17 protein-coding genes and 1 tRNA gene are annotated in these 15333 nt (G+C 59.1%); 5 read left to right on the top strand and 13 right to left on the bottom strand.

The window, feature by feature from the left end:
- The first annotated feature begins 6 nt into the window (after nt 1-6).
- Nucleotides 7-822 carry an inositol-phosphate phosphatase gene (gene suhB, locus V6L81_RS08040; protein WP_016779599.1) on the top strand — a complete coding sequence of 272 codons (816 nt, stop codon included), beginning with the start codon at nt 7-9 and terminating at the stop codon, nt 820-822.
- A gap of 159 nt (nt 823-981) precedes the next feature.
- Here suhB and V6L81_RS08035 read toward each other — a convergent pair whose 3' ends face one another.
- From V6L81_RS08035 to queA, 6 genes are all read right to left on the bottom strand, one after another.
- A complete protein-coding gene (locus tag V6L81_RS08035; RefSeq protein ID WP_095001472.1) occupies nt 982-1509 on the bottom strand; it encodes a glycine zipper 2TM domain-containing protein in 528 nt (175 codons plus the stop codon).
- Between the two features lie 121 nt (nt 1510-1630).
- Complete coding sequence (secF, locus tag V6L81_RS08030; protein ID WP_095001473.1) at nt 1631-2545, bottom strand: protein translocase subunit SecF; 915 nt, start codon at nt 2543-2545, stop codon at nt 1631-1633.
- Nucleotides 2546-2554: 9 nt separating this feature from the next.
- Nucleotides 2555-4423: a protein translocase subunit SecD gene (secD, locus tag V6L81_RS08025; protein WP_338660600.1), complete on the bottom strand. Its 1869-nt coding sequence runs from the start codon at nt 4421-4423 to the stop codon at nt 2555-2557.
- 66 nt (nt 4424-4489) lie between these two features.
- Nucleotides 4490-4825, bottom strand: a complete 336-nt coding sequence (yajC, locus tag V6L81_RS08020; protein WP_095001475.1) for a preprotein translocase subunit YajC — start codon at nt 4823-4825, stop codon at nt 4490-4492.
- Between the two features lie 42 nt (nt 4826-4867).
- A complete protein-coding gene (gene tgt / locus V6L81_RS08015; protein ID WP_083369874.1) occupies nt 4868-5983 on the bottom strand; it encodes a tRNA guanosine(34) transglycosylase Tgt in 1116 nt (371 codons plus the stop codon).
- Nucleotides 5984-5994: 11 nt separating this feature from the next.
- Nucleotides 5995-7056: a tRNA preQ1(34) S-adenosylmethionine ribosyltransferase-isomerase QueA gene (gene queA / locus V6L81_RS08010; protein WP_095025428.1), complete on the bottom strand. Its 1062-nt coding sequence runs from the start codon at nt 7054-7056 to the stop codon at nt 5995-5997.
- Between the two features lie 106 nt (nt 7057-7162).
- Between queA and V6L81_RS08005 the strand changes: the two genes are divergently transcribed.
- Nucleotides 7163-7247: transfer RNA gene (locus V6L81_RS08005), tRNA-Leu, on the top strand.
- Between the two features lie 147 nt (nt 7248-7394).
- On the opposite strand, the gene V6L81_RS08000 is transcribed toward V6L81_RS08005, so the two are convergent.
- Nucleotides 7395-7772: a hypothetical protein gene (locus V6L81_RS08000; RefSeq protein ID WP_130871880.1), complete on the bottom strand. Its 378-nt coding sequence runs from the start codon at nt 7770-7772 to the stop codon at nt 7395-7397.
- A gap of 139 nt (nt 7773-7911) precedes the next feature.
- Here V6L81_RS08000 and V6L81_RS07995 point away from each other — a divergent pair, with 139 nt between their 5' ends.
- The gene (locus V6L81_RS07995) at nt 7912-8241 is read left to right on the top strand and encodes a hypothetical protein (RefSeq protein ID WP_095024016.1); all 330 of its coding nucleotides are present in this window, start codon (nt 7912-7914) and stop codon (nt 8239-8241) included.
- On the opposite strand, the gene V6L81_RS07990 is transcribed toward V6L81_RS07995, so the two are convergent.
- The 3 genes from V6L81_RS07990 to V6L81_RS07980 all read right to left on the bottom strand — a co-directional run bounded on the left by V6L81_RS07990 (nt 8242) and on the right by V6L81_RS07980 (nt 9924).
- Nucleotides 8242-8625, bottom strand: coding sequence for a cytochrome c family protein (locus V6L81_RS07990; protein ID WP_095020368.1), 384 nt, complete (start codon nt 8623-8625; stop codon nt 8242-8244).
- Between the two features lie 91 nt (nt 8626-8716).
- Nucleotides 8717-9277: a DUF924 family protein gene (locus tag V6L81_RS07985; RefSeq protein ID WP_338660599.1), complete on the bottom strand. Its 561-nt coding sequence runs from the start codon at nt 9275-9277 to the stop codon at nt 8717-8719.
- A 29-nt stretch (nt 9278-9306) separates the two neighbouring features.
- On the bottom strand, nt 9307-9924 hold the full coding sequence (locus V6L81_RS07980) for a LysE family translocator (RefSeq protein WP_016779589.1): 618 nt from the start codon (nt 9922-9924) through the stop codon (nt 9307-9309).
- A gap of 170 nt (nt 9925-10094) precedes the next feature.
- On the opposite strand from V6L81_RS07980, the gene V6L81_RS07975 reads away from it, so the two are divergent.
- Complete coding sequence (locus V6L81_RS07975; protein ID WP_095018326.1) at nt 10095-10547, top strand: Lrp/AsnC family transcriptional regulator; 453 nt, start codon at nt 10095-10097, stop codon at nt 10545-10547.
- A 122-nt stretch (nt 10548-10669) separates the two neighbouring features.
- On the opposite strand, the gene V6L81_RS07970 is transcribed toward V6L81_RS07975, so the two are convergent.
- Nucleotides 10670-11587 (bottom strand): LysR family transcriptional regulator, encoded by a 918-nt coding sequence (locus tag V6L81_RS07970; RefSeq protein ID WP_338660598.1) that lies wholly within the window; start codon nt 11585-11587, stop codon nt 10670-10672.
- A 117-nt stretch (nt 11588-11704) separates the two neighbouring features.
- On the opposite strand from V6L81_RS07970, the gene V6L81_RS07965 reads away from it, so the two are divergent.
- A complete protein-coding gene (locus V6L81_RS07965) occupies nt 11705-12592 on the top strand; it encodes an SDR family oxidoreductase (protein WP_095001482.1) in 888 nt (295 codons plus the stop codon).
- Nucleotides 12593-12679: 87 nt separating this feature from the next.
- On the opposite strand, the gene uxuA is transcribed toward V6L81_RS07965, so the two are convergent.
- Both uxuA and V6L81_RS07955 read right to left on the bottom strand, forming a co-directional pair.
- A complete protein-coding gene (gene uxuA / locus V6L81_RS07960) occupies nt 12680-13855 on the bottom strand; it encodes a mannonate dehydratase (RefSeq protein WP_095024020.1) in 1176 nt (391 codons plus the stop codon).
- A gap of 17 nt (nt 13856-13872) precedes the next feature.
- Nucleotides 13873-15324 carry a mannitol dehydrogenase family protein gene (locus tag V6L81_RS07955; RefSeq protein ID WP_095018324.1) on the bottom strand — a complete coding sequence of 484 codons (1452 nt, stop codon included), beginning with the start codon at nt 15322-15324 and terminating at the stop codon, nt 13873-13875.
- Between the last annotated feature and the right edge of the window lie 9 nt (nt 15325-15333).

Below are 15333 nucleotides of genomic sequence, written 5' to 3'. Positions count from 1 at the left end.
ACGTCCATGCAGCCCATGCTGAATATCGCGCTGCGCGCCGCCCGCAGCGCCAGTGAATTGATTTTCCGCTCCATCGAGCGCCTGGATACCATCAAGGTTGACGAAAAAGACGCCAAGGATTACGTCTCTGAAGTCGATCGTGCTGCTGAACAGAAAATCATCGACGCCCTGCGCAAGGCTTACCCGACGCACGGCATCCTCGGTGAAGAAACCGGCATGCACCCAGGCAGCGGTGAAGGTGAAGACTACCTGTGGATCATTGACCCACTGGATGGCACCACCAACTTCCTGCGCGGCGTTCCACACTTCGCCGTCAGCATCGCCTGCAAATACCGCGGCCGCCTTGAGCACGCAGTGGTTCTTGACCCGGTTCGCCAGGAAGAATTCACCGCCAGCCGTGGCCGTGGCGCCCAACTGAACGGTCGCCGCCTGCGTGTTAGCGGTCGTACCAGCCTGGAAGGCGCCCTGCTGGGCACCGGGTTCCCGTTCCGTGACAACCAGATGGACAACCTGGACAACTACCTGGGCATGTTCCGCAGCCTGGTTGGCCAGACTGCCGGCATCCGTCGCGCAGGCGCTGCCAGCCTGGATCTGGCCTACGTGGCTGCAGGTCGTTTCGATGCATTCTGGGAGTCGGGCCTGTCCGAGTGGGACATGGCTGCAGGCGCACTGCTGATTCAAGAAGCAGGCGGCCTGGTCAGCGACTTTACCGGTAGCCACGATTTCCTTGAAAAAGGTCATATCGTTGCCGGTAACACCAAGTGCTTCAAAGCTGTCCTGACTGCAATCCAGCCTCACCTGCCAACCTCGCTGAAACGCTAAGCGAATACCGCAGACAAAAAAAGCACCCTTCGGGGTGCTTTTTTTTGGCCTTGCAATTACCCCACCCTGTGGGAGCGGGCTTGCCCGCGATAGCATCACCGCGATTTGCCTGACAGACCGAGCCGCCTGCATCGCGAGCAGGCCCGCTCCCACAAGAATTTAATTCAGGATCAGCTTGCCTTCCTTGTCCACGGCAATTTCATTGCCCGGTTCGTGATCCATACGCACCTTGCCTTCCTTGCCATTGAGCGAATAGCGCACGTCATAGCCGACGACCTTGCTGCTGATGTCATTGACCGTGTTGCAACGCGTCTGGGTCGTGGTGTAGGTATCACGCTCCTGCATGCCTTCCTGCACCTTGTTACCGGCATAACCGCCACCCACCGCACCGGCAACCGTCGCGATCTTTTTGCCGTTACCGCCGCCCACCTGATTACCCAGCAAGCCGCCGGCGACAGCACCAATCACGCTGCCGACAATCTGATGCTGATCCTTGACCGGCGCCTGACGCGTCACAGTCACATCCTTGCACACCTCACGCGGCGTTTTGATCTGCTGGTTGACCGGCACAACGGCCAGCACCTGCGCAGACTCAGGGCCTTTCACCAAGCTGTAAGTGGCAAAAGCACCACCGGCTGTAACACCGACAGCACCCAGTACAGCACCCACCAGCAATGACTTGTTCACGTGAACCTCCAGACCATCTTAAGTGGGAACAGTCCCACACCAATCCTGGAGTTGGAGCACAAAAAAAGGCGCGAGTTCAATAACTCGCGCCTTTTAGGTGACAGTCGTCGATAACTATTGGTTATGGACGATCATCGACTTCCTTCTCACTCGCCGCAGGCGGGATCAGATCCTCTGCACTGAGATTCAGCCAGATCAGCACCACGTTGGCGATGTAGATCGACGAATAAGTACCCGCCAGAACACCCACGAACAGGGCAATCGAGAAGCCCCACAGGTTGTCGCCACCGAAAATCAGCAATGCGGCAATGGCCAGCAAGGTGGAGATCGATGTCGCCATGGTGCGCAGCAAGGTTTGCGTGGTCGAGATGTTGATGTTGTCGATCAGGCTGGCCTTGCGCAGAACCCGGAAGTTCTCGCGCACCCGGTCAAATACCACAATGGTGTCGTTGAGCGAGTAACCGATGATCGCCAGCACCGCCGCCAATACCGTCAGGTCGAAGGTGATCTGGAACCACGACAGCACGCCCATGGTCACGATCACGTCGTGAACAAGGGACACAATCGCGCCGACAGCGAACTTCCACTGAAAGCGGAAGGCCAGGTAAAGCATGATGCCGCCCAGCGCCATCAGCATGCCGAGGCCGCCCTGGTCGCGCAGCTCTTCACCCACCTGCGGACCAACGAACTCGACGCGCTTGATCACCGCCGGGTTGCTGGTATCCGCCTGACCCAGCGCAGCCGCTACCTTGTTACCCAGCAACGGATCATCGCCGGGCATACGCACCAGCAAGTCGGTCGTCGCACCAAAGCTCTGCACCACGGCATCGTGGAAGCCGGCCGAAACCAGCTCGTTACGCACCTTGGTCAGATCAGCCGGCTTCTCGTAGGTCAGCTCGATAAGCGTACCGCCGGTGAAGTCCAGGCCGTAGTTCATGCCCTTGTGGAACATGCTGAACAAGGCCAGCACGGTAAGCAGTACAGTGACGCCGAACGCTACGTTGCGAACGCCCATGAAGTTGATTGTACGTAACATGGCAGCCCCTTAAATCCACAACTTCTTGAAGTCCCGACCGCCATACACCAGGTTGACCAGTGCGCGGGTGACCATAATGGCCGTGAACATCGAGGTAAAGATACCCAGCGACATGGTCACCGCGAAGCCTTTAACCGGCCCGGTACCCATGGCGAAGAGGATCCCGCCGACCAGCAGGGTTGTCAGGTTGGAGTCAACGATGGCGGTAAAGGCACGGTTGAAACCTTCGTTGATCGCCCGCTGCGGTGTCATGCCATTGGCCAGCTCTTCACGTATACGCGAGAAGATCAGTACGTTGGCATCGACCGCCATACCCATCGTCAACACGATACCGGCAATGCCCGGCAGGGTCAGGGTTGCACCCAGCACCGACATCAGCGCCAGCAGCAAGACCATGTTGCCCGCCAGTGCCACCGTCGCGATCACACCGAAGAAACGGTAGATGGCGATGATGAAGATCGACACGAACAACATGCCCCACAGCGATGCATCGACACCCTTGGTAATGTTGTCAGCACCCAGGCTCGGGCCAATGGTGCGCTCTTCAGCGAAGTACATTGGCGCGGCCAGACCACCGGCACGCAACAGCAGTGCCAGCTCGGAAGCTTCACCCTGACCATTCAGACCGGTAATCCGGAACTGGCTGCCCAGCGGCGACTGGATGGTCGCCAGGCTGATGATCTTCTTCTCTTCTTTGAACGACTGAACCGGTACGTCCTTCTCGACACCGTCAACCACTTGCTTGGTGTAAGTCGTCACCGGCTTCTGCTCGATGAAGATTACCGCCATGCTGCGACCAACGTTGCTGCGCGTCGAACGGCTCATCAGCTCGCCACCGTGACCATCAAGCTTGATGTTCACTTGTGGCCGGCCGTGCTCGTCAAAGCCTGCCTGAGCATCGGTTACCTGGTCACCGGTGATGATCAGACCACGCTCGATTTGCGCGCCAGGACGGTTGCCTTCACGGAACTCGAAAGTTTCGGACGTCGCTTTGGAAGCGCCCGGCTCGGCCGCCAGACGGAACTCAAGGTTGGCCGTCTTGCCCAGGATACGCTTGGCTTCGGCGGTGTCTTGCACGCCCGGCAGCTCAACCACGATGCGGTTGGCACCCTGACGCTGAACCAGAGGCTCGGCAACACCCAACTCGTTGACCCGGTTACGGACGGTTGTCAGGTTTTGCTTGATGGAATATTCACGGATTTCCGCCAGCTTGGCCGGGGTCATCGCCAGACGCAGAACCGGCTGACCGTTCAGGTCTGCAGCGGTAATGTCGAAATCATTGAAGCTTTTACGGATCAGGCTACGCGCTTGCTCACGGACAGCTTCATCAGTGAAGCCCAACTGAATGGCACCGTTGAGTTGCGGCAGGCTGCGATAACGCACTTTTTCTTTACGCAACAGGCTTTTGACATCGCTCTCGTACACTTTCATGCGTGTATCGACAGCTTTGTCCATGTCCACTTCCAGCAGGAAGTGCACACCGCCCGACAAGTCCAGACCCAGTTTCATCGGGTGAGCACCCAGACTGCGCAACCATTGTGGCGTGGTCTGTGCCAGGTTGAGCGCTACAACATAATCGTCACCCAGAGCCTTGCGTACAACATCCTTGGCTGGCAACTGGTCGTCTTTCTTGACCAGGCGCAGCAAACCACCTTTGCCGTTCTGGGCCAGGGAAGCACCCTTGACTTCAATGCCTGCATCCGTCAGCGCCTTGCTTGCGCGATCCAGATCAGCTTGAGTGACCTGCAGGGCCGTGCTCGCACCCGACACTTGAATGGCCGGATCATCAGGGTACAGATTGGGAGCGGAATAAATAAAACCGATCGCCAGCACTGCCAGGATCAGTATGTATTTCCACAGAGGGTATTTGTTCAGCATCAATCACGCCGCCCGCTTAAAACGCGGGGCGCCTTGCGCGCCCCGTCGATTGTTGAAAGTTGAAACTTAGATCGCTTTCAGCGTGCCTTTAGGCAACGTGGCTGCAACCGAGCCTTTCTGAATTTTCAGCTCGACAGTGTCAGACACTTCGATGACAACAAAAGCATCGGAAACCTTGACGATTTTGCCGGCGATGCCGCCAGTGGTCACGATTTCGTCGCCTTTTTGCAGGTTACCCAACAGGGCTTTCTGCTCTTTAGCGCGCTTGGCCTGTGGACGCCAGATCATCAGGTAGAAGATGACCAGGAAGCCGACCAGGAAGATCCATTCAAAACCGCCACCCATTGGGGCAGCAGCAGGTGCAGCAGCGTCCGCGAAAGCGGAAGAGATGAAAAAGCTCATTAAGCACTCCAGTTGCAATGTTGTTTCTTAAAGGTCCGAAACTCAGTCCAAGGGCGGCACAGGCAGCCCGCGCTTGGCATAGAAGGCGTCGACAAAGGTGGCCAATGTACCCTGTTGAATAGCCTCGCGCAAACCAGCCATGAGCACCTGATAGTGGCGCAAATTATGGATGGTATTGAGCATGCTACCCAGCATTTCGCCGCACTTGTCCAGGTGATGCAGATAAGCGCGGGAGAAGTTCTGGCAGGTGTAGCAATCGCAGGTCGGATCCAGCGGCGAATCATCATGGCGATGGAACGCGTTGCGGATCTTGATGACACCCGTGTCGATAAACAGATGCCCATTGCGGGCATTGCGGGTTGGCATCACGCAATCGAACATGTCCACACCGCGGCGCACACCCTCAACGAGATCTTCCGGCTTGCCAACCCCCATAAGGTAACGAGGTTTGTCAGCAGGCATCATCGCCGGCAGGTAATCCAGCACCTTGATCATTTCGTGCTTGGGCTCGCCGACCGACAAACCGCCGATGGCCAGGCCGTCAAAGCCGATCTTGTTCAGGCCTTCGAGCGAGCGCTCGCGCAGGTTCTGGTGCATGCCGCCCTGAACGATACCGAACAGTGCCGCCGTGTTGTCGCCATGGGCATTCTTGGAGCGCTGCGCCCAGCGCAACGACAGCTCCATGGAGACACGGGCAGTGTCTTCATCGGCCGGGTACGGGGTGCATTCGTCGAAAATCATCACCACGTCAGAGCCCAGATCGCGCTGGACCTGCATCGACTCTTCGGGGCCCATGAACACCTTGGCACCATCTACCGGCGAAGCGAAGGTCACACCTTCTTCCTTGATCTTGCGCATGGCGCCCAGGCTGAACACCTGGAAACCGCCGGAGTCGGTCAGGATCGGGCCCTGCCACTTCATGAAGTCGTGCAGGTCGCCGTGTTTTTTGATGACTTCAGTGCCTGGGCGCAGCCACAGGTGGAAGGTATTGCCCAAAATCATCTGCGCGCCGATCGCTTCGATATCGCGGGGCAGCATGCCCTTGACCGTACCGTAAGTACCGACCGGCATGAACGCTGGGGTTTCAACCACACCACGGGGGAAGGTCAAACGACCGCGACGAGCCTTGCCATCAGTGGCCAGCAGCTCGAAGGACATACGACAGTTGCTCATGCTTGATCCTCTGGGGCCGGGGCTGGAGCCGTCGGCGCAGGATTGCGGGTGATGAACATTGCATCACCGTAACTAAAGAAGCGGTACCCATGCTCAACCGCAGCCTTGTAGGCCGCCATGGTTTCGGGATAACCGGCGAATGCCGAAACCAGCATCAGCAGCGTGGATTCCGGCAGATGGAAATTGGTCACCAGCGCGTCAACCACATGAAAGGGTCGACCGGGGAAGATAAAGATATCGGTATCGCCACTGAACGGCTTGAGCACGCCATCACGCGCGGCACTTTCCAGCGAACGCACGCTGGTGGTACCCACGGCGATCACCCGTCCGCCACGGGCACGGCATGCAGCCACGGCATCGACCACATCCTGGCCCACTTCGAGCCATTCGGTGTGCATATGGTGATCTTCAAGACGCTCGACCCGCACCGGCTGGAATGTACCCGCGCCCACGTGCAAGGTCACGAATGCCGTCTCGACGCCTTTGGCGGCGATGGCCTGCATCAGCGGCTCATCAAAGTGCAGCCCTGCCGTTGGCGCCGCGACGGCACCCAGGCGCTGGGCGTAGACCGTTTGATAGCGCTCGCGGTCCGAACCTTCGTCCGGGCGGTCGATATAGGGCGGCAATGGCATATGCCCGACACGGTCCAGCAGCGGCAATACCTCTTCGGCAAAGCCCAGCTCGAACAGCGCATCGTGACGCGCCAGCATCTCGGCTTCGCCACCGCCATCAATCAGGATCTTCGACCCGGGTTTTGGCGACTTGCTGGAACGCACATGGGCCAGCACGCGGTGGCTGTCGAGCACCCGCTCAACCAGAATTTCCAGCTTGCCGCCCGAGGCCTTCTGGCCAAACAGACGGGCCGGAATCACCCGGGTATTGTTAAACACCATCAAATCGCCTGGACGCAAATGTTCAAGCAAATCAGTGAATTGACGATGTGCCAGTACGCCGCTCTCCCCGTCCAGGGTCAGCAGGCGACTGTTGCGGCGCTCCGCCAAAGGATGGCGTGCGATGAGCGAATCAGGGAGTTCGAAAGTAAAGTCAGCAACGCGCATGATAGGTTTCGTCTAGCAGGGCCGGGGAGTTTAACGGACTTGGCAAAAATAGACCAATAAGTTGTTGACCGACCTAAACCTCATCTCTATACTTCGCCGCCATTGAGCCCTGATGGCGGAATTGGTAGACGCGGCGGATTCAAAATCCGTTTTCGAAAGAAGTGGGAGTTCGATTCTCCCTCGGGGCACCAAACATAGATTCAAGGTGCAGCTCAATGCACCCTGGATACACAGAGAAACCGGCCACCGCGCCGGTTTTTTTGTGCCTGCGATTTGTCCCGCCCGGGCTCACCTGCTTGCCCTCAGCCCATATCTCCATCACCCTCAGGTTATGGCGTTCAAGATTGCGGAACGCGCTCGATATAGGATTTGAAGCACTGCCCCTTCACCTTGTTGCTGAACTTTTCTGCAGCAGCCCATTTTTTTTCTTTTGTATCTTCTATCGGGTATGCCTGGGCATCGCGCACAAACAGCACGCGCATCTTCCTGGTGATGTCTGAAGGCTCATGGTAGGCATCGTAGACATAATCTACGGGCCTGCCCTCCTGTCGACTCAACATGATTGAGGCCGCATCAAGTGCCCAGCCGTCGCAATAAGACACTTCGCCGTTACTGAACTGGATAACGCCGTCCTTCATGGTCCAGGCCCCGGCTCCGCCCGCTGCGAGCAAGCCCATTGCAGCTACCAGGGCTGACGCTGTCTTGCGCATGTTCATCTTCCTTCCCTGAAAAAACCGGAGGGTATCACCGCATCAACCTAAATGCTGAAAGCCTCTTGTGCTGCCCCTTGGCCTTTTTTTTCGCCAGCAGAAAAGCGATGATCGCCGCCCGGCATCAACGTAGAGGATCTTGTCGATGGAATTGCCACTGGAATCAGTCGCCCTTTATGCACTCAAGCTGGCGTACGAGTCCGAAGGTTCGAGCCCGATTTTGCGCGACGACCCGGCCATGAGCGACTATCAGCGCGATGTCTTTGCCTTTGACCTGCGCAAGGGCGATATCGACGCCATCCAGGATAAAATCGAGCGCTGTGTGGCACTGGCGCTGGACGCCCTGGGCGGCGCGCAAACGGTCATGGGCCGCGAACTGCAAAAGCTGGCCGCCGGTTTCAGCAATGCGCAGACCCCGGAGCAAATGCACCCGGCGCTGCTGACGCTCAAGGATTACCTCAAGGACGTGCAGTAATCACTGCCCCTGGACGGACTCGATATAGGCCAGCAGATTGTCGATCTTCTCTTGATCGCTGATGCCCCAAAAGATCATCCGCGTGCCGCTCACCACTTTTTTCGGTGCTTCTATATAGGCCGCCAGTTTTTCCCGCGTCCATACAACACCTGAGTTTTTCATGGCGTCGGAATACTGGTAGCCCTCGCTGGTGCCGGCCAGCCGTCCGATCACACCATTGAGTTGCGGACCAAAACCATTGCGGGCGTTTTCGCCGATGCTGTGGCAGCCGCCACAGGTTTTGGTGAACAGCCTGCCCCCCGCTTCGGCATCCCCTGCAGCTATCGCGCCGTGACTCAACAGCGCGGCACAAAGGCTAAGGATCAACAAGGCTGGGTACTTCATCGGTCACTCCATCAGGTAAGGGTGTTCAGGCTCAGGCGGCAATTATGCCTGCCCGCCAGCGGTTACACCTTGCTGGTGGTCAAGACAGGGCTTACCCGGCAAACCCGCCTTCATCCAGAAACGTACGTTCCTCCACGCTGGTATCGCGCCCCAGCACATGATTGCGATGGGGGAAACGCCCAAAACGCTGGATGATCACGGCGTGTTCTTCAGCCCAGACGCTGGCTTGCGGCCCAAGACTGTGGTGCAGTTGCAGGGACAGCTGTTGGTCGGCACTGTCTTCGGAATGCTCGAACGGCAAATAACAGAACACTCGCAAGTCGGCCTCGAACGCCTTGTCCATACCGCCATTGATCATCTCCCGGGCATAAAAGCGCGCCAGCGAGTCGGTGGCAAACATATGTGCGGTTCCACGAAAGGCATTGCGCGGGTACTGGTCCAGCAGCAACAGCAACGCCAGGGCGCCTTCAGGTTGCGCCAGCCAGTGCTCCAACTTGCGACTGGACGCCAGGAAATGGGCGCTGTAGAAAGTGTCGCGAAACAAGGTGTCGAAGGCTTCATCCTTGGCAAACCAGTGCCTGGGGCCAGCCTGTTTCCAGAACTCGATTACCGCCTGCGGTGTTATTTGCTGATCCTTCCCGGTCGCTGCCACAGTTTATTCCTCAGGTTGTTGGCCAAGCCTCAACTGTAGGCCTGCTCCGCCAGCAGCACCACCGCAATCAGGATCATTATCGCCCCCGATACCCGGCTGACATTCTTTGCAGCACCTGGCCGGGTGCGCAACACGGCGTGGGCACTGAAACCCACCGCCAGATACACCAGCGCGCAGCTGACTGCATGCAGCCCGCCCAGGGCAATGATCTGTGTCGGTATCGACCAGTTCGACAGCGGGTCGGTGAACTGCGGCAAAAGCGCCAGAAACAACAGCAGCACCTTGGGATTGAGGCCGCTGACACACAACCCCTTCCACGCCCAGCGCGACCATGAATCAGACGCCTGCCCCTGCCCGGACTGGGGGGTTGCGGGATCCCTGAGCATGCACACACCCAGCCAGAGCAAATACAGCGCCCCCGCAACCGTCAGCACGCTGAGGATCATCGGATTGCGCGCCACCAGCCCGCCCACGCCTGCCGCCACAATCACCGTAGCCAGCAAATGCCCCGAGAGCATACCCGCCACCGCTGGCGTCACCAGCCGCCCGCGCATGCCCGCGGAAATCGCATAGGCCCAGTCTGCGCCGGGGGTGATGATAAACAAGAACGATACCGCCCAAAACGCGGCCAGGACGCTGAGAGTCACGGGACATTTCCTTTCTACACTGGAACTTTGATGATGAGAGATGGGGCACAAGCCCCGCGCCGCTGCTTTCTGGGAAGGTCTAAGCGGGCAAAAGAAGAATAAGCAAATGCCGCCAGGATTATCTTTCGTTTATCCTAAGCAACAGTTATTAACGGGAAAGGTTCTTCCATATGGATCGCATTGACAGGAATATTCTTGCGCAGCTGCAAGCTGATGGCCGACTTTCCCTCACCGAACTCGCAGAACGGGTGGGTTTGAGTCTCTCACCCTGCCATCGGCGCGTACGGGCGCTGGAAGACTCGGGGGTGATTCTTGGCTATCGCGCCCTGCTGGCGCCCGGCGAACTGGGACTTAACTTTTCCGCCATGGTATTTGTCACCCTGCGCGAAGTGACCCGTCAGGCGATTGCCGATTTTGAAGCGGCAGTGATCGAGACCTCGCAGATCGTCGACGCACAAAGGCTGTTTGGTGACCCGGACTACCTGCTGCATGTGGTCGCCGCCGACCTGCCGGCCTTCCAGCAGCTCTACGATGAGCGCCTGACCTCACTACCCAATGTGCAACGCCTGACGTCCACGCTGGTAATGAAGCGGGTTATTCAGGACCGGATGCTGCCGTTGTGAGGCGGCATAAAAACATGTGGGGGCTGGCTTGCCTGCGATGCAGACGATGCGCTGTCACTGTAAAACCGCAGTGATCCAATCGCGAGCAAGCCCGCTCCCACAGGACGAGTGCAACCCGCCAATTAATCCGCCAACGGCATCAGCCCGACGGTCAGGGCATCAAGCAAAGCACTGACCTTGGGCAGGGCTTTGCGGCTTTTTGGCCACACCAGGTTGATCGCCAGCCCCTCGCTCGCCAGATGCGGCAGCACCTGCACCAGTGAACCATCAGCCAGATGCTGCTTGATCAGCCAGGTAGGCAGTTGGGCGATGCCGCATCCCGCCAGCACCGTCATCACTTGCCCTTCACCATCTCCTACGATGTACCTGGCGGGCATCACCCGGCGCTCTATCTCTCCGGGGCGGCTGCCTGCGAAGTTCCAAGGGCTGACCGTGCCGTCGGCCCGCCCATAGGCCACACACTGGTGATGCTCCAGATCGCGGTCGGTCACAGGCGTGCCGTGAATGTTCAGATAAGCCGGCGCAGCACAGAACACATGCCGCTCGCGCCCCAGAAAGCGATGCTCCAGCGCCGCTGGCCAGATATCCGGCCCACCGACCCGCACGACAATATCCACGCCCTCTTCGACCGGGTCGATAAAGCGGTCGGAGAACGAAATATGCGGCAGCAGCAGTGCGTGTTTTTGCACAAACTGCAAAATCACCGGCAACGCCTGCAAACGCCCGAAGGCCGCCGGCAAGTCAATGCGGATCCTGCCCTGCGGCTCGGCATTGTCGGCCTGCATGGCCAACTCGGCCTCCTCCAGTTCGGCCAGAACCCCGATACAGGTCCGGTAAAAAGCCGCTCCGCCATCGGTCAATGCCAAGCGCCGCGTGGTGCGCTGGAACAAGCGCACCCCAAGCCTGCCTTCCAGCCGGGCTATGCCCTTGCTGATCGCCGAGGCCGTCAGGTTCAAACGCTCGGCAGCAGCCCTGAAGCTGCCCGAGTCGGCGACACAGACAAATACATCGATACCTTTCAGGCGCTCGGAAGCAAACATGCACGGCCCTCATTAGTGAATTCAGTTCATCTTATTAGATAAAAGGCATCCTAAATACGCCAGCAGTTCCCCAGTAAGCTTTTACACCACGAACTTACTCAAGCATCAGGCGTATTTATGACTTCGCACAAACCCACCGTTTTAATCACCGGCGCCACCGGCCAGATCGGCGGCGACACCCTGCGCAACCTGCTGGCTGACAAGACCATTACCCTGGTCGCGGCCGTGCGCTCCCACGCCAAGGCCCAGCCTTTTACTGCACAGGGCATTCGCACCGTGATCATGGATTTCGACCAGGAACACACCCTGGCCCCGGCGCTGGAGGGTATCGACCGCGCCCTGCTGGTCACCGGCTACACCGTGGACATGCTGCGCCAGAGCAAGGCATTCATCGACCAGGCGAAAAAATCCGGCGTGCAGCATTTGGTGCATCTGGGTGCCTGCGGGCGGGACGACACCACCATCGGCCACTGGGCCTGGCACCAGTTTGTAGAACGTTATATCGAGTGGTCCGGTTTCTCGTTTACCCATTTGCGTCCCGAGTGCTTTATGCAAAACCTGCTCAGCTACGATGGCACCCGCGCAGTCATCAACGGAGTGATCGAGCAGTACACCGGTGATACGCGGTTCAGCTGGGTTGACGGCGAAGATGTGGCCCGGGTGGCCGCACAAGCTTTGTTGCACCCGCAAAAGCATGCAGGTCAGACCTATCGACTGGGCTACGACGTACAGTCCTATGGCGATATCGCCGCGATCATGACCCGCCTGCTGGGCCAGCCATTTCGTTATGACGCACAGTCACCGGACGTATTTGTGCAGAACATGCGCGCGGCAGGTGCAGAAATGGCTTATATGACCTGCGTACAGGACAACTTCACGCGCATGGCCGCCGGGCAAATTCCCGGGGTTGAAGAAACCTTCGACAACTTCAGCCAGATCACCGGGCGCCAGCCGGTGCGCTGGGAAGACTTTGTGCAAAAGCACCGCAAGGTGTTTGCCTATTGATTCAACCCTGTCGCCGCTGCCACAGGCTGCGATGGGGCGCGCAGCCAGCGGCAGTGGCTACAGGTCAGCTGTGCAAGGCAAACGGTGTCACGCCAGTTGCTGGCGCATCGCCATTTCCACCCCGCGAATCTCGGCCAGGCCCTTGAGGCGACCGATCAGCGAATAACCCGGGTTGCTCTTGCGGTGCTGGTCATCGAGCAACTGGTGACCGTGGTCCGGGCGTAGCGGCAAGCGCGGGCCGCCCTCACGTTCACGACGCAGGTCCTCGGTCACCAGCGCACCGATCACCCCGACCATGTCCACATCCCCTCCCAGGTGATGGGCTTCGTGGAAACTGCGCGGATCGGCCTCGCGGCGGGTCGAGCGCAGGTGGGTGAAGTAGATGAAGGGCGCAAACTGTTTGGCCATCGCCACCAGATCATTGTCTTCACGCACGCCATAAGACCCGGTGCAAAAAGTCAGGCCATTGGCCGGGCTTGGCGCGGCATCCAGCAACCATTGCGCATCTGCGGCAGTCGACAGGATACGCGGCAGGCCCAGCAACGCCCGCGGCGGATCGTCCGGGTGGATGGCCATGCGCACACCCACTTCCTCTGCGACCGGAATCACTTCACGCAAGAAATGCCCCAGGTGCTCACGCAACTTCGCCTCGTCGATCTCGGCGTAGGTGCGCAGCAAGGCGCGGAAATCTTCCAGACTGTAGTGTTCTTCTGCGCCAGGCAGACCGGCAATCAGCGTGTTGACCAGGCTGGTATTCTGCTCGGGGGTCAGCTTTTCAAAGTAGGCCCTGGCTTGCGCGATATCCTCGGCACTGTACTCGGCCTGCGCCTCCGGGCGCTGGAGGATAAACAGGTCAAATGCGGCAAAGGCGGTCTGGTCAAAACGCAGGGCCCAGCCACCGTCATCCATCTCCCAGGCCAGGTCGGTGCGGGTCCAGTCCAGCACCGGCATAAAGTTGTAGCAGACGATATCAATGCCGCAACTCGCCAGATTGCGCACGCTTTGCTGATAGTTGGCGATGTACTCGTCACGGCGACCACAGCCACGCTTGATGTCTTCGTGCACCGGGATGCTTTCCACCACCGACCAGGTCAGGCCAGCGTCTTCGATCATCTGCTTGCGTGCCGCAATCGCTGCCACCGGCCATACCTGGCCATTGGGGATGTCGTGCAAGGCAGTGACAATCCCGGTGGCTCCGGTCTGGCGCACATCTGCCAGTGAAATCGGATCCTGGGGGCCAAACCAGCGCCAAGTCTGTTCCATGTCTATCTCCCTTCTTGTTAGTTATGTGCTGCAAAAGTTTTTAGCTGAGCCGCCATACCGGCCTGCTCAATGGCGCTGTAAGCGCGCTGCACCGCATCGCGAAAGGCCGGCCGCGCCGACAGCGCGAGCGGGAATACCTGCTCCAGATCGAGAAAGGCATCGACGCGCTGTGCCCCGTCAAGGCTGCCCGCCAGATCGGCAAACGTGGCGCTTAGCGGATCATCGACCACATGGGCTTCACGGCCCGGCAAAGGCCGGGTGCAGTAGTGAATCCAGGCTGCAACCCCCAGCGCGATACAGTCAACGTCGCGCCCCGCTTCAAGCAGTGCCTGTGCACCCTGGAGCCAGCGCTGCGGCAGTTTTTGCGAACCATCCATGGCGATCTGGCGCAACCGGTGTTGCAGGCTGTCATTGGCAAACCGCGCGCACAGGTCACGGCCATAACTCGTTACGTCGATCTGCGCCGGCATATCCAGCGTCGGTGCGGCCTCTTGGGCCATATAGCGCTGGATAAACAACAGTAAATCAGGATCGCTGATGGCCTCGAATACCGTCTCGTGGCCCGCCAGCAAACCGATATAGGCCAGCAGCGAATGGCTGCCGTTGAGCATGCGCAGCTTCATGGTCTCGAACGGCCGCACATCCGCGACCATCTGCACGCCGTCCAGCTCCCAGTCCGGGCGCCCCTGGGGGAAGTGATCCTCGATCACCCACTGGCTGAAGCTTTCACACACCACTGCCGCGGGGTCCTGGCAGCCAAGCTGCTGCAGGTCGCTGAACGCTTGCGCATCCATGGCCGGAACAATGCGGTCGACCATGCAACCGGGGAATGCCACGTGCTGCCCGATCCAAAGCGCCAGCTCACTGCCTTTAACCGCCAACCCCATGACCGCCTGACGGGTGCGCTGGCCGTTGTCCGGCATGTTGTCGCAGCACAGCACGGTAAAGGCCGGGATACCCGCCTGGAACCGGCGGCGCAGGGCCTCCAGCACAATCCCCGGTGCCGTACGTGGTGCTTGCGGGTGGGCAAGGTCGTGGATAACGCCCGGGTCTTGCAGGCGTAACTGGCCAGTGGCCGGGCTCAGGCAATAACCTTTTTCGGTAACCGTCAGGGTCACAATCCGCGTCTGCGGATCGGCCATGCGCTGCAACAGCTGCTCCAGTTCCGCGCCGCCATCACCGGCGTACAGGGCCTCACGCAATACCGTGATCTCGCGCAACGTCACCTGCTCGCGGTCACGATACTCGGCCACCGAGTAACGGCATTGCTGCTCGCACAACTGCTCTACCAGGGTCCGGTTGGAACGCAGGTTGGCGCTGCACAAGCCCCACGGACCCTCACCGTGACGGTTGTGATGGCGTTGCAGATAGACCGCCTGGTGAGCACGATGAAACGCCCCCAGGCCCAGATGCACGATCCCGATTTCAGCTGCTGCGGCCACTGCGGGTACTGGTTGAATCACAGGCATCGACAGGCT

The organism is Pseudomonas bubulae (genome assembly GCF_037023725.1).
GTDB classification, from domain to species: Bacteria; Pseudomonadota; Gammaproteobacteria; order Pseudomonadales; family Pseudomonadaceae; genus Aquipseudomonas; species Aquipseudomonas bubulae.
Note: the sequence above shows the minus strand (reverse complement) of the source record. Positions and strands in the feature narration are given on the sequence as shown.

What these genes read in the sequence shown, in the direction of transcription:
- suhB (WP_016779599.1), top strand. Translation starts at nt 7, where the DNA reads ATGCAGCCCATGCTGAATATCGCGCTGCGCGCCGCCCGCAGCGCCAGT.
- secF (WP_095001473.1), bottom strand. Translation starts at nt 2,545, where the DNA reads ATGTTACGTACAATCAACTTCATGGGCGTTCGCAACGTAGCGTTCGGC.
- tgt (WP_083369874.1), bottom strand. Translation starts at nt 5,983, where the DNA reads ATGTCCTTCGAGCTGCTGGCCACTGATGGCAAGGCTCGTCGCGGTCGT.
- queA (WP_095025428.1), bottom strand. Translation starts at nt 7,056, where the DNA reads ATGCGCGTTGCTGACTTTACTTTCGAACTCCCTGATTCGCTCATCGCA.
- V6L81_RS07990 (WP_095020368.1), bottom strand. Translation starts at nt 8,625, where the DNA reads ATGAAGTACCCAGCCTTGTTGATCCTTAGCCTTTGTGCCGCGCTGTTG.
- V6L81_RS07995 (WP_095024016.1), top strand. Translation starts at nt 7,912, where the DNA reads ATGGAATTGCCACTGGAATCAGTCGCCCTTTATGCACTCAAGCTGGCG.
- V6L81_RS08000 (WP_130871880.1), bottom strand. Translation starts at nt 7,772, where the DNA reads ATGAACATGCGCAAGACAGCGTCAGCCCTGGTAGCTGCAATGGGCTTG.
- V6L81_RS07965 (WP_095001482.1), top strand. Translation starts at nt 11,705, where the DNA reads ATGACTTCGCACAAACCCACCGTTTTAATCACCGGCGCCACCGGCCAG.
- uxuA (WP_095024020.1), bottom strand. Translation starts at nt 13,855, where the DNA reads ATGGAACAGACTTGGCGCTGGTTTGGCCCCCAGGATCCGATTTCACTG.
- V6L81_RS07975 (WP_095018326.1), top strand. Translation starts at nt 10,095, where the DNA reads ATGGATCGCATTGACAGGAATATTCTTGCGCAGCTGCAAGCTGATGGC.
- V6L81_RS07970 (WP_338660598.1), bottom strand. Translation starts at nt 11,587, where the DNA reads ATGTTTGCTTCCGAGCGCCTGAAAGGTATCGATGTATTTGTCTGTGTC.
- secD (WP_338660600.1), bottom strand. Translation starts at nt 4,423, where the DNA reads ATGCTGAACAAATACCCTCTGTGGAAATACATACTGATCCTGGCAGTG.
- V6L81_RS07955 (WP_095018324.1), bottom strand. Translation starts at nt 15,324, where the DNA reads ATGCCTGTGATTCAACCAGTACCCGCAGTGGCCGCAGCAGCTGAAATC.
- yajC (WP_095001475.1), bottom strand. Translation starts at nt 4,825, where the DNA reads ATGAGCTTTTTCATCTCTTCCGCTTTCGCGGACGCTGCTGCACCTGCT.